Here is a 13350-nt window from a genome sequence, read left to right as displayed (position 1 = left end):
CATGATAGAAACAAACGATACTGATATTTTAATTTTAGGCTCAGGTGGAGCTGGCTTATTGGCTGCATTACATGCATACAAAGCTAACCCAGATCTAAAGATCAGCGTTGCCGTTAAAGGTTTAATGGGTAAATGTGGTTGCACTCGTATGGTTCAGGGTGGCTACAACGTTGCGATGAGTGACGATGATTCTGTTGAACGCCATTTTATGGATACCATCGCTGGTGGTAAATGGTTACCTGATCAAGATCTAGCATGGAAATTATGTGAAACAGCGGTAACCAGAGTTCAAGAACTTGAAAATGAAATAGGTTGCTTCTTCGATAGAGAAGATGATGGATCACTACATCATAAAGCATTCGCCGGACAGACCGCCGACCGAACAGTTCATAAAGGCGACCTTACCGGGATCGAAATTATCAACCGTTTGATGGAGCAAGTTTTAGCGCTTCCAATAGATCGTCTTGAAGAATACAGAGCGTTAGCTTTAGTGCCTAATAAAAAAGGTGATGCACTTGCTGGTGTGCTGATGGTCAATATGCGTGATGGCAAAATGAAGTTCGTTCGTGCTAAAGCGGTATTACTTGCAACTGGTGGTGGACCAACAATGTATCGTTACTACACCCCTTCTGGTGAAAAAAGCATGGATGGTTTAGCGATGGCTTTACGTCTTGGCTTGCCGTTGCGTGATATGGAAATGGTGCAATTTCATCCAACAGGATTGCTGGCGGGTAAAGATACTCGCATGACAGGCACAGTATTGGAAGAAGGACTGCGTGGTGCTGGCGGTTATTTGCTTAATGGCAATAAAGAGCGATTCATGTTTGATTACGACGAGCGTGGTGAACGCGCCACTAGAGATATTGTAAGTCGTGGTATCTATGCTGAGATGCGTAAAGGTAATACAACTCCAAATGGTGGTGTGTATATCGCCATGAGTCATCTTGGAGTAGAAGACGTAAAGAAAAAATTCAAAGGTATGGTAAAGCGATGTGCTGATTGTGGTTTTGATCTTGCGGGTGGCTTGGTTGAAGTCGTTCCTACTGCGCATTACTTCATGGGTGGTTTAATTTGTGATACCGATACCAAGACAGAATTGCCGGGATTGTTTGTGGCCGGTGAAGACGCTGGTGGAATTCACGGAGCAAATCGTCTGGGTGGTAATGGTGTAGCCAACTCTACCGTTTACGGTGGTGTTTCTGGCGAAGCGATGGCTGAGTATGTTTCAGATATAACTGAGCTTCAAGATCCCAATGAAGACTTCATTCAAGCAGAGATTGACCGAGCACTTCTGCCATTTACGTCACCAGTTGGTGGAGTAAATGTGAATGATCTACGTGAAAAGCTCATGGATATCATGTGGGAAGATGTGGGTGTTATGCGGACTGCAGAAGGAATCCAAAAAGGCATTTCTAGAGTGGAAGCATTACAGACTGAATTACTCGAAAATGGCATCGGTGCAGAAAATACCGTGTTTAATCCGACATGGCATGACTGGTTAAATTTATATAACTTAACCGAGATTTCACTTGTGATTGCGGCAGCTGCCTTGTCTCGTGAAAACTCACGTGGAGCGCATTGTCGAGAAGATTTTCCAGAGCCTGGAACGATGGAAGACTCGTATTTCACCGTGGCACGCAATCAATCGGGCAACTTCGGCGTTACTCATACACCTGTTAATTTTTCCATCATTAAGCCTGGTGAATCACTGATTGATGATTATTCAGAAACTGCTCCCGAAGTTAAGCATTAAGAGCGTAATCTTTAAAAAATTGAGTATCAAAACAGAATATTAAAAACAGAGCATTAAACAGAATATAAAGAGAGACCACACGATGATTTCTAACAAAACAATACAAGATACCGCTTACCAAATTATGGGTAAAGCGGCCATCGATATTCCGCAGGATTATCGAAAGGGCATCGAGTTCATGGTGCAAAAGGAAGATGGCTTATCCAAGTTTGTCCTCAAGACCATGATGGAAAACTGGGATGCCGCTACCGAAGATAGACGCCCAATGTGTGCCGATTCCGGACTGCCACGTTATTACGTAAAAATAGGAAATGACGCTAAATTTGAAGGCGGACCTATAGGCATAGAGAGAGCATTACGAGAAGCAACAGCGCAGGCAACACATGATATTCCGCTACGTCCTAATCGTGTACATCCGTTGTGGAGAACCGATCACAATAATAATGTCGGTATTAACTCACCAGAAATAGATTGGAGTTTCGAGCCCGATGTAGATTGGATCGATATTACCACGGTACATAAGGGTGGGTTATTTGGCACAGATTACAGAATGCTTTTCCCCGGTGATGGCATTGATGGTATCAAGCGTTTTTTCCTCGATACCATGGTTTCATTTGGTAAACGTGGTTTAGCTTGTCAGCCTGCTGTCGTAGGAATAGGTCTTGGCGGTTCAAAAGATACCACGATGGTTTTGGGTAAACAGGCGGCTTGTTTGCGCACTGTGGGAGAAGCCAATCCAGATCCAGAGATTGCCAAACTTGAAGAAGAATTAAAAACCCTGGGTAACGAGATTGGTATGGGAGCACAGGGTTTTGTCGGTGCATCGATGGTTGCTGATTGTCACATCGAAGTCGGTTACACCCACACTGGCGGAATGCCGATGAGTGTGCATATGTTCTGCCTATCATCAAGACGTGCAACTGCGCGAATACATGCAGATGGCAAAGTAACTTATCGAACAGATCCAAACTGGTTCACGCCTTATATGAGACGTGAGACAACTGGATGGGAGCAGTAATATGACTAGCAAAGCTAATGAGAATGGTGAATTTAAAGAAGTCAGACTTCAAGTTCCGGTAAAACAAGAAGATTTAGAAAAGCTGGAAATCGGCACCATCGTTTATCTCGATGGAATCATATATACCGGCAGAGAAGGTGTATATAAGCGCGTATTAGAAGAAGGCTATGACATACCCTTAGACCTCCCTGCACTAAGTAATGTGAATTTCCATTGTTCACCTGCCGCGGCTATAGAACCAGATGGAACTTATAATGTAGGTGGTGTAACTGCTACGGCAAGTTTTCGATTCGCTAAGTGGATGACAGGCTGGTTTAATAAATCGGGTGCTAAAGTCATTATTGGCAAAGGTGGTATGTCAAGTGAACAATATAAAGAACTATATGTTCCAGCAGGTGCCGTTTACCTAACAACGGTAGGGTATGGAACAGGTGCTTTACTTGGTAGAGGCATCAAAAAAGTCCGACAGGTTGAATGGTTTAAAGAGCTCGGCAATGCTCAGGCGATGTGGGTTTTTGAGGTTGAAAACTTTGGTCCTTTTATCGTAGATAGTGACCTTAAAGGAAATAGTTTATTTGAACAGGAAGGTAAAAAGATTAATAAAAAGCTGGATAAGCTTTATGAAGGTTTAAAGAAGCCTGCATTAAGCCGATATGGTGAAACCGATGATCGCAGTGACGAATTAATCTAATCAATTTATCTAACAGAGTACCTAACAAAGTACTTAGCAAAGTACTTAGCAAAGTACTTAGCAAAGTAACTAAACAAATAATGAGATCTTGAGATGTTTATTGATGAAAGAATATACACCTTGAAAAATGGCAATGTTAAGCCATTCCTTAAGCTTTACGAAGAATTAGGCAAAGATGTTCAAATCCGTATTTTAGGAAATATGGTTGGTTACTTTTACACAGATATCGGGCCATTAAATCAAATTGTTCATATGTGGGGTTATGACTCTATGGATGATCGTTATAGTCGACGCGCTAAATTACAAGCAAGTGAAGAATGGCTCAAGTACGCAGTTCAAATGCGACCTTTAGTCAGTCATATCGAGAATAAAATATTAATCCCTGCGGACTTTAGTCCTATCGGTGGCAAAAACAGCATTGCTGAATAAATGCGTTTGATGGTTTAGCTATCTACGAGGCTTAAATAAAAATATGGATTATATTCTCTCTTCAATTAACCTCGTTATCGCTGACCCAAATGTCTTCTGGATGGCTTTAATCGTATTGTTGGCTTTGTTTACCAGAGCGGCAATAGGCTTTGGTGATGGTGTCATTGCTGTTCCGCTGTTATCACTGATGATTGATATCAGTGAAGCGGTTCCGTTTATACTTTTCATTTCTACGTTAATGTCATTTGTGGCCCTATGGAAAGATCGGGCACACGTTCAATTCGGCTCCTTAAAACGAACAGCCAGTATGGCTCTACTGGGATTTCCATTTGGTATATTGCTACTGGGAGTAACCGATAATGAACTCGTAAAAAGTCTTCTGGGATGCGTACTTATTATCATGGCAATCTGGTTTTTATCTCCGGCAAAAAAGATTCAGTTGAAATCAAATGGCTGGAGTTATTTCTTCGGACTTCTGGCAGGTGTGCTCGGTGGAGCCTATGCGTTTCGCGGCATTGTGTTTGGCATATACGGCAGCTTACGAGGCTGGTCGCCAGCACAGTTTAAGGGCACGATTCATAGCTTCTTTTTGTTAAGTGGAATTTTCATTCCATTTGGCTACTTTGGCGCAGGGCTTGTTACCCCGAGAGTTATCGGACTTTTCTTTGTAATGATGCCGGTAGCTTTGTTCGCTACTTTGGTTGGTACCTGGTTCTCAGGAAAGCTCAATGCTCAAACTTTCCAAAAGGTTATTTGGTCAGTTTTATTGCTTCTTGGTATCGTTTTTATTGTGCAATTTATATCCAGGAATTTTTAGTAATATTAGAAACTTGAATGTGTGAATACGGAAACTTAGGTTTCTTATTTAAAAAAGTGGCTAAAAGTAGGGGGGTGTGAATTCAAGTAGAGCAGTTCCCTGATTTTACTGACTGTTACTATGTATCCAGCATTAGTTTAGCTTGCTCTCCAATCGTTTTAACTGCCGATTTTATTCTATCGTCAGGTACGGTCGCATAATTCAATCGCAAGCAGTTTCGGTATTTATCCGACGCTGAAAATAAGGTGCCTGGTGCAATCCCAGTATTAAACGCCAGTAATTTTTTATTTAACTCAAGCGTATCAATATCGCCTGGCAACTCCACCCATAAACCAACCCCACCTTGAGGGTAGGTCATTTTAGTCCCTTCTGGGAAATACTGTTGTACCCAGTGAATCATGCAATCACGGCCGCGCTGGTATTGAGTTCTAGCGGTTCTTAAATGTTTCTCGAAATAGCCTTGTTGTATAAATTGTGACAGTGCCAGTTGTGGTAAAGCAGTGGAGCCGAGGGAAGTTATAAATTTCAAATGGGTCAAAAGCTTGCCATAGCGTCCGGCAGCTACCCAGCCGATGCGTAAACCGGGAGCGACAGTTTTGGAAAACGATGAGCACATTAAAACGCGCCCTTCGGTGTCAAAGGATTTAATGGTTTTGGGTCGTGGCGTTTGATACACAAGATCACCGAAAATATCATCCTCGATAATGGCAAAATCATAACGCGAAGCAAGTTCTAATAGTTTACGTTTATTCTTGTCCGGCATGATATAGCCCAGAGGATTATTAGACGTTGGTATCAACTGAATCGCTTTAATCGGCCATTGTTCTAATGCCATCTCTAACGCAGTCATGCTGATTCCGGTTTCAGGATGTGTTGGTATTTCTATGACCTTTAAACCGTTCGACTGGATGGCTTGCATCGAGCCATAAAAGCTGGGTGAATCAATCGCAATAATATCCCCGGGCTTGCTGATCGCTTTCAGGCTTAGGGATAACGCCTCCTGACAACCTGTAGTGATGACAATGTCATCTGGGTGAAGATAACAGCCAGAGTTTTGCATCAACCGAACAATCTGTTCTCTTAATTCTTCTAGGCCATTGCCTTTGGCGTTTTCAAATAAACATCGAGGCTGCTGACGTGACAGGTCGGCATGAATACGCTGTAAAGGTTTGAGTGTTTTTAAGGTGATATCTGGTGCGCCACCACCAAAGGCGACAAAGTTATGATGACTTTCGGTGGTCGTCAGGGTTAGTACTTCATCCCAGTGTGCGACATCGACAGGCTTTTGCTCGGGACGGCTAATATCAGGCAATAAATCGGTGTTTTGTTGTTGCTGAACGTAATAACCAGATTTGGGTCTGCTCATTACCATGCCAGTATCTTCAAGCAGGCGGTAGGCTTCTTGAACGGTAGAAATACTAACACCACGGCTGGTACTCATATCCCGAATTGAGGGTAGCTTTTGCCCTGGCTGATAATAGCCATGCTCAATTTTAACTTTGATTTCTGAAGAAAACTGCTCGTATAGCTTCATGGTTGAACCGTTCTGTATTTTTTAATGGATTCAAATATCACATGAGCATGACAGATTTACAATTACTATAAATAGAACAGTACAGATTATGGTTTTCGGCACGTGACAGATCACTTAATTTCTATCTGTCACGACAAAAAAGGTATAAATGTGAATCTGTAATGTAATCCTTCTTATCCCTATTCTTATTTTAGTCATACGCAAATAGAGATAGGAGAAAACCAATGAAATTATCATTCAAGCTATTTAAAGGTATTTGCTCACAGTTATTAGAGCAAAACACGAAACAGCTAAACCTTTACAAGCAGCGTTACAGAAGCAGAAAATCTTTATTAAAACTGGATGAGAATATGCTGAGGGATATTGGGATTAGCAAAGAACAGGCCGAAGAAGAAGCGAATAAATCATTCTGGGTTGGTGATGATTTCAAGGCTAAGTATGCGAGTGAAGTAGCTGATCAACGAACCCGCAATAGCAAACGTTCTCTAATCAAAGCATCTGGCTGATAACGTTAAAAAAGACCTAAAAGTAGGGGGGTGACTTTATTTGTCGTTAAGACCACCTTCTATTTTGTCTAAAGTATCCCCAATACGGCTAAACTCGTCATTATAATTGGTATCGTTTACGTAACCCATAACTGCATCTTTAACATTCTGGGCATATTCGCCAACTAGTGGCGCATCGACAAATAAAGTTAGCACCCAGATAAGAAATGCGATAAATACCGATGCGCCAATAATCGCTCCCAACCCCCTAAAAATACCTGCGACAAAATTCGTCCAGACGATGCGCCAAGGGCTGGATGAATAACGAATAAATTCTTTTAACGCTAGATTAGCTCGTTCTTCGTTTTTATCCATTTTCTATCCTTATACTTTTCGAATGCGTTATATTTTCAATAGTTTACTTTTTAGTAGAGTCGTTCGCCAAGGTTTCTAAGCCCTAATATCAAAACTTGTGGCTTTAGTGACTACTAGAGATTAAAAAAACTCCTTCCTGTATTCCCATATTATCATTCTGTAATTATTTAACTAGCTGATTATTATATTGAATTTTAACTTTGTGTTCCTGAATTATCCGAACAGAAGTATCACTCCCAGGTTTTGATTATTGTTTGAGTCATTCGACGATCAAGTGAAACAAAACAGGTGATAGTAATGACAATATCTAGTTCAACCATTCGCGTTTTTTATGATGGCGCATGTCCATTATGCCGGCGCGAAGTGAAGCGTTATCAAATGCTCATGTCTAATAAGGAATCTAATAAAAACGAAGAGATCGACTGGGTTGATATCAGTAATAACGCTGCTGTACTTAATGAAGAATGCATCAACTACGAAGATGCAATGAGACTCATCCACATTAAAGATGGTAGCGGTGTTCATCAAGTAGGGCTGGAAGCGATGCTCACACTTTGGGACAAAATACCGTATTACCGAATGATCTCGGGATTGATTCGTAAGTTGCCCAAGACTCATCCGCTGTTAGAAAAATTCTATGAATTTCTCGCTAAACATCGAATGAGTTTTTCTGTGAGACGCAAATGAGCACCGACAGAATATTAAAAACGCATGAGTGGCAAGACCTCGTCAAATACAAGCCATGGGAAATTGCCAAAGAAATTTCATTGCCATTGCCCTGGTTTATTTTAGAAATGTGGGCAGCGGCTAATCAGCACACGGTGTTGATGCTATTTGCTGCCGCCTACTTTTTTCTGACCTGTTTACGCGTTTCGCATAATGCGTTTCATTATTGCCTGGGGCTTTCTAGAACCGCGACAGATGTCGTGATGTTATTACTGAGTGTTTTCATGATGACATCAATGCGTGCCACGCAAGTCACACACATGCAACACCATCGCCATTGTTTGGAAGAAAACGATGTAGAAGGCTATATCGCTAAATTAGGCTTTTGGAACATGTTGTTACAAGCGCCTTTATTTACCCTTAAATTGCATAAAGAAGCATTAAGCCGAAGCGCTAAAAAAAGCCTTAAACAGAACTTCTGGATCAAATTTGAAATTGCTCTAAATGTCTTATGGATGACTGCCGTGTGGTTTTGGTGGGATATCGATGCGCTAAAAATTCATACGGTGTTGATGCTGTTATCACATGCCATATCACCGATGTTTACCGTATGGAGTGTGCATCATGATTGTGAAGAGGAAGATTCTCAATATGGCTCAAGAACACTTCGATCACGTTGGTTGAGCCCACTTGCTTACAACATGTTGTTTCATCTTGAGCATCACAACTACCCCGCGATACCTACCTGTCACTTGCCCCAGCTTGCCGAGCGTTTAGATAGCGCGGGTTTAATCAATTACAAAACTGTCATTTAACTGAGGATAAACAATGAAAAATCAAACAAAACTAAAAAAGAAAGCGCATAAAGAAAGCCCACGCATGGCCGAAAACTCATTTACAAATGGTGAGTTTGGGCAAGTACTGTGGGCGCCTGCAAAATCACTCTGGTATACCTCTCATTTATTCATAGCGGTTGTGGGTGGCGCATACTTTTTCTCCCTCTCTGCTTTAGCTGTTTTTATAGTATTTACGGCTACCACAGTTTGCCTAGGTCATTCATTAGGGATGCACCGACGCCTCATTCACCGCAGTTACGAATGCCCGAAATGGCTGGAGTATTTCTTTGTTCACCTTGGCGTGTTGGTGGGTATGGCAGGCCCGTTGGGAATGACCCATCAGCATGACCTCAGAGATTGGGCGCAACGTAAACCGCGGTGCCATGCTTATTTACGTCATGGCAGCGGCATCATCAAAGATGCGTGGTGGCAATTGCATTGCGATTTGAAACTGGATCATGCACCTGAGTTTTTGCCAGAAGATGATTTAAAGCAAGATCGTATCTATCGCTTCATGGAAAACACCTGGATGCTCCAGCAACTCCCCTGGGCAATCGTCTTATTCTACTTTGGTGGCGTGTCTTGGGTCGTGTGGGGGATTTCAGCACGCATCGTCGTTTCCATAACAGGTCACTGGTTAGTCGGCTATTTCGCGCACAACGAAGGCGAGCGAGATTGGCATGTCAATGGTGCCGCTGTTCAAGGTCACAATGTTCGCTTCGCTGGTTTACTTACGATGGGTGAGTCATGGCATAACAATCATCATGCGTTTCCCAGGTCTGCGATGTTGGGGCTTTATCAAAACCAATCTGACCCTGGCTGGTGGGTTTTGAATAGGCTCATGAATTTAGGATTAGTGTGGAATGTGAAGCTTCCTGCTGATTTAGATTATAGAGAAGAATTAATGCCTATTGAGCATAGAAGAGAAGGGCGGAGAGCAGCAATGAAACTTCCACAGAAGTGCCCATTACTCAGTCATTTTCAACAGGCATAGAGTTAGCATTTTTCATAATGTAGTTAGCTTAAACACATAGCTAAACACTTAGCTTACATAGTAGATCAACTGCACAGTATCACCACATAAGTATCAGTTTGACTGCATTTTAGTTATTTATGATGCGGTCACTGAATCACAAAATTTTGATCAGAAATGAGGAATTAGAAATGTCCGAAAAATTAAAGATGTCCGAAAAATTTATGATAAAAAACATCAATATTAAGTCTTTTAAGACTCTAATGATTGTTGTGTTTATTTACCCAATCTTGCCGCTGGGCCTATTCGCAACGGTCTTATTATTTTATGGATTTGGCTCGCTGGTTACGAGTGGTTTTCAGCATACAACACTCAGTCAGGTAGTGGTTCAGTTTCTACTATTTTCCGGCGGCGCATCAGGCTTGATAGGAGGAATAATGGTTTTATCAAATCGTATAAATCCGACAAGTCTTTTATTGTTTTTGCACGGTGCAGTTTCTTATGGGTTTATCGCTTCTCTTATTATGATTTTTGGAACCAACTGGAAATCACTATGGCTTTTACATAGCTTTTATATTGCGATAACACTTGTGATAGTGGCCTATCAACTCTATTTAATTGTAAGAAAGGTATACCTTGATTATCAAACAAGCAAAGTTGTAGATATCACGCTACCTGAAGCAGTGATTAAAACTGCAACTGAAAAGACTTAGCTAGCTCTTCTTTTTAGTTCTTTTAAGTGCCAGCATTACAGGTTTAACTTCTTTGGTTTTCAGGTTTACCTGCATTGCTGTTTTAGAATGCCCGTGGACAGTATCGCGGGCAATAACGCGCACTGTTGTTATATCTGCGGGGATTTCTACGCCCGATGTATTACGTGTAAATGGCTGTTCGTCAACATGAGGGTGATATAGCGTGCGCGTTGCTAAAATTTTGTCATCGGGTGCGATTACTTGCCATTCGTTGGCGTAATGATTCCAGCCGGCATCCTCATGTTTAAGAGTCACTGCAAAGGTCCAGGTTTTATTTGCTGCCTGGTGTGCTTTTACATCAACAATTTCGACTTCATTGGCTTGTGCTAGTACAGAGAAAGCGAGTAAAAATGGAAGTATTAGAGCTTTAGTCATATGTTTTGTCGTCATGTTTGTCTCGCTAGATAATGGTTAAATGATGAATGTGTCAAAGTAAATAGTTGGCTTATTTCTCTGACACATTCATATCTATATTTTAAAATGTTATGTGGATAATAGCCTAAACAGTTAAAACTCAGTAGTTTAACCTTTTTGGCGGTGTCTGCTTCTCTAGTTGCTGATCAAGTAGCTGCGAAGGAGGTTGAGCGAGAGGTGCTGAAAATGGCCCGCTCGGTATTTGTGGCAACAAACTACCCTGCGAACTATTGTTTAAGCTATTCGAATTAAAACTATTAAAGGAATAGGAAAAATTTCCGTTAATTGCGTTTATTAGTTTCTGTTTTTGCGCTTCGGGCAGATCTTTTTGTTGTTGAATATCCTTGATGATTTGATCACGCTTTCCCTCAAATACGAATCTTTTCTCATCATTATCAGTATCTTTGGATTTGAACTCGATATGAATTTTTCCATTTTTGAGCGTTTCCATAGTTAAAGATTCTGATTGGGAAAAACTTTGTACGTTAGCGCCATTTTTACCATTAAAGTTTTTTCCGAAATCTTTAGGAAAGTCGGGAAAGCTCGGCATACTAGGGAAGTTGTTAAAAGGCGTCTGAAAATTCCTGTTAAAGTTTTGAAAAAATGGATCATTCCAGCGTGGTTGCGAATTCCAGAACGGGTCATTATTAAAGTTAGAATTAAAGTTTGGCCAAGCTCCAAATCTATTTCCATTCGGCCATCCCTGAAATGGTCCATTCCAGTTTTGTTGCTGATTAACCTCGCGTGATCCAATTTCAGCCGAAGCCGTTTGATTTTTACCCGCACGAATATATTCAAGCGTGATTTTGTCACCAGCACTGCTTTGCTGCACCAGGTCAAAAACTTGCTGACTGTTTGATACATTCGTTTTATTAAAACGCGTTAAAATATCAAATGCTTTCAACCCCGATTTCTCTGCCGGTGAATTTGCTTGTACGCCCGTAATCATTACGCCCATTCCGTCTTTGAGTTGAGAGCTTAATTGGCTGCGAAGTGCAGGCGAAATTTGCCCGAGCGAGATTCCCAGCCATTTTATCTGTGCGGGCCTTGATGTGTTATTTTGTTGAGTGTTTGAATATTGATTGCCTTGATCAGTTTGATTGCTGTTTGCTGCTAGCACAGTTCCTGCAATAACACTTAGGCTGCTTAATAGAATGAGTGAAATATTTTTACTCATGGATTGATTCATGATTTTCTCCCAAAAAGTTAATTATAAAAATATAATAATGTTGCAATCAGACAAATTCAAATATCAATTTGTTCCCTGAATTTCAGCATAAAATTATCATGAGCTTTTCTAAAGTGGTATTCTCAACCACAATAAAATTCAAAATCGGACTTTAATCAATGGATTCTATCGTTCAAAAATCAGTTAAAGAACAACGTAAACACCTGAGTAAATTAATCGGGGGCTTGCTATCTGATCTGGCGAGTGACCTTGTGCCTTACATGGGTAAGCCTGAACGTTTAAATGATTTTTTGACCTTGGCGAAGAAAAGTCTGCCTTATTGCAAATACATCTATGTGCTTGATAAAGATGGCATTCAAATAAGTAACACCGTTAAACACGAAGGTGCAATTACAGAGCATCTGGGGCGTGATAGATCAAAGCGACCTTATTTGGTAAACCTGTTTTCTGTCAGAGATGGTGATGATTTTGAATTATCCAGTGCTTACATCAGTAAAAACCAAAAACGCCCCTCGCTAACCGCCGTACAAATTATTCGTAATGACGAAGGTGAACGCCTTGGTTTTCTCGGCGTAGATTACGACCTGCGCGAATTGCCACGCAACGATAAGATTTATGAAGAGCCACGAAAATGGCGGCAGATCAAAGGTGACCCAGCGATTCGCGGTGGTTTGTTTATGCAGTCGCGAGCTGAAAGCGAGATGGATAAGCGTCTTGAAGAAGTCATGACGATACTCGAAGAGTTGATGACAGAGCATGGTGTTTATCACTGTCAGATTCATTACTCTAGCAGCCGTGTAACGGTATGGCACGTTGATGATCCATATACCTACCGTATTCTTACCATGGATGAATTATCTAACTCTGAAGTGTGTCTGGCCTATCCAAAACGCCCCTATTTTGAGCGAAATATCGTACCCAAGCCCGATGTGTGTAATACTTTTAAACAGTTTTTCGCATTGAGATTTGCGGATGATACGGTGTATTTACGCTCTGGTTCTTTGAATCTGGTTAATGGCTTTGTGGGACTTAACTTCTCCTGTGATGGTACCCATTATCTAACCTTCGATGACTTTTTAGAGAAAGGTCTGGATTTCTGGTTCGGCGCTAACGATGAGCTAATAGGCATCGAAAATACTACCGCTGAAAGCACTGTAGTCGAAGGTCAGATTGATAAAGTCGAAATGGATAAATTAATCGAAGAAATTGCACTGCGCGGTTGTCTTGAAATTAACCAGATATTGATGAAACTGCAATCCAGAAAAACACCCGAATTTCTGTCAGAATTAAAAGACGAAGAACTTCAATATATCCATGATGAACTAAAGTCGGTGATGGATGTTTATGAGGGTGAGGTCTGCTCGATATAAGAATTTATCCTGCTCAGTAGCGATTATTTTCTCACTAGTTTTGCACTA

At 41.2% G+C, this 13350-nt stretch carries 15 protein-coding genes; 11 read left to right on the top strand and 4 right to left on the bottom strand.

Annotation, left to right across the window (positions count from 1 at the left end):
- Position 1: 1 nt before the first annotated feature.
- The 5 genes from Q1A31_RS08100 to Q1A31_RS08080 all read left to right on the top strand — a co-directional run bounded on the left by Q1A31_RS08100 (position 2) and on the right by Q1A31_RS08080 (position 4708).
- Positions 2 to 1753 (top strand): L-aspartate oxidase, encoded by a 1752-nt coding sequence (locus Q1A31_RS08100; RefSeq protein ID WP_299874957.1) that lies wholly within the window; start codon positions 2 to 4, stop codon positions 1751 to 1753.
- Between the two features lie 82 nt (positions 1754 to 1835).
- Entirely contained in the window at positions 1836 to 2771 is a 936-nt protein-coding gene (locus Q1A31_RS08095; protein WP_299874954.1) for a fumarate hydratase, read from the top strand.
- 1 nt (position 2772) lies between these two features.
- Positions 2773 to 3462: a fumarate hydratase C-terminal domain-containing protein gene (locus tag Q1A31_RS08090; RefSeq protein WP_299874951.1), complete on the top strand. Its 690-nt coding sequence runs from the start codon at positions 2773 to 2775 to the stop codon at positions 3460 to 3462.
- 93 nt (positions 3463 to 3555) lie between these two features.
- Positions 3556 to 3891 carry an NIPSNAP family protein gene (locus Q1A31_RS08085; RefSeq protein WP_299874948.1) on the top strand — a complete coding sequence of 112 codons (336 nt, stop codon included), beginning with the start codon at positions 3556 to 3558 and terminating at the stop codon, positions 3889 to 3891.
- Positions 3892 to 3934: 43 nt separating this feature from the next.
- On the top strand, positions 3935 to 4708 hold the full coding sequence (locus tag Q1A31_RS08080; protein WP_299874945.1) for a sulfite exporter TauE/SafE family protein: 774 nt from the start codon (positions 3935 to 3937) through the stop codon (positions 4706 to 4708).
- Positions 4709 to 4826: 118 nt separating this feature from the next.
- Here Q1A31_RS08080 and Q1A31_RS08075 read toward each other — a convergent pair whose 3' ends face one another.
- Positions 4827 to 6242 (bottom strand): PLP-dependent aminotransferase family protein, encoded by a 1416-nt coding sequence (locus Q1A31_RS08075; RefSeq protein ID WP_299874942.1) that lies wholly within the window; start codon positions 6240 to 6242, stop codon positions 4827 to 4829.
- Positions 6243 to 6466: 224 nt separating this feature from the next.
- On the opposite strand from Q1A31_RS08075, the gene Q1A31_RS08070 reads away from it, so the two are divergent.
- Complete coding sequence (locus tag Q1A31_RS08070) at positions 6467 to 6748, top strand: DUF1127 domain-containing protein (protein WP_299874939.1); 282 nt, start codon at positions 6467 to 6469, stop codon at positions 6746 to 6748.
- Between the two features lie 36 nt (positions 6749 to 6784).
- Here Q1A31_RS08070 and Q1A31_RS08065 read toward each other — a convergent pair whose 3' ends face one another.
- Positions 6785 to 7102 carry a DUF5665 domain-containing protein gene (locus Q1A31_RS08065; RefSeq protein WP_299874936.1) on the bottom strand — a complete coding sequence of 106 codons (318 nt, stop codon included), beginning with the start codon at positions 7100 to 7102 and terminating at the stop codon, positions 6785 to 6787.
- 297 nt (positions 7103 to 7399) lie between these two features.
- Between Q1A31_RS08065 and Q1A31_RS08060 the strand changes: the two genes are divergently transcribed.
- The 4 genes from Q1A31_RS08060 (at position 7400) to Q1A31_RS08045 (ending at position 10290) form a co-directional block, all read left to right on the top strand.
- On the top strand, positions 7400 to 7789 hold the full coding sequence (locus Q1A31_RS08060) for a thiol-disulfide oxidoreductase DCC family protein (protein ID WP_299874933.1): 390 nt from the start codon (positions 7400 to 7402) through the stop codon (positions 7787 to 7789).
- Positions 7786 to 8583 carry a fatty acid desaturase gene (locus tag Q1A31_RS08055; protein WP_299874930.1) on the top strand — a complete coding sequence of 266 codons (798 nt, stop codon included), beginning with the start codon at positions 7786 to 7788 and terminating at the stop codon, positions 8581 to 8583. Before Q1A31_RS08060 ends, Q1A31_RS08055 begins: the two co-directional genes overlap by 4 nt.
- 13 nt (positions 8584 to 8596) lie before the next feature.
- Positions 8597 to 9598, top strand: a complete 1002-nt coding sequence (locus tag Q1A31_RS08050; RefSeq protein ID WP_299874927.1) for an acyl-CoA desaturase — start codon at positions 8597 to 8599, stop codon at positions 9596 to 9598.
- Positions 9599 to 9768: 170 nt separating this feature from the next.
- Positions 9769 to 10290 carry a hypothetical protein gene (locus Q1A31_RS08045; protein ID WP_299874924.1) on the top strand — a complete coding sequence of 174 codons (522 nt, stop codon included), beginning with the start codon at positions 9769 to 9771 and terminating at the stop codon, positions 10288 to 10290.
- On the opposite strand, the gene Q1A31_RS08040 is transcribed toward Q1A31_RS08045, so the two are convergent.
- Entirely contained in the window at positions 10291 to 10719 is a 429-nt protein-coding gene (locus tag Q1A31_RS08040; protein ID WP_299874921.1) for a hypothetical protein, read from the bottom strand.
- A 124-nt stretch (positions 10720 to 10843) separates the two neighbouring features.
- The gene (locus Q1A31_RS08035) at positions 10844 to 11932 is read right to left on the bottom strand and encodes a S1C family serine protease (protein ID WP_299874918.1); all 1089 of its coding nucleotides are present in this window, start codon (positions 11930 to 11932) and stop codon (positions 10844 to 10846) included.
- Positions 11933 to 12090: 158 nt separating this feature from the next.
- Between Q1A31_RS08035 and Q1A31_RS08030 the strand changes: the two genes are divergently transcribed.
- Positions 12091 to 13302, top strand: coding sequence for a hypothetical protein (locus Q1A31_RS08030; RefSeq protein ID WP_299874915.1), 1212 nt, complete (start codon positions 12091 to 12093; stop codon positions 13300 to 13302).
- The last annotated feature ends 48 nt before the right edge of the window (positions 13303 to 13350 follow it).

It is taken from the genome of uncultured Cocleimonas sp., from assembly GCF_947495625.1.
In the GTDB taxonomy this organism is placed as follows: Bacteria; Pseudomonadota; Gammaproteobacteria; order Thiotrichales; family Thiotrichaceae; genus Cocleimonas.
Note: the sequence above shows the minus strand (reverse complement) of the source record. Positions and strands in the feature narration are given on the sequence as shown.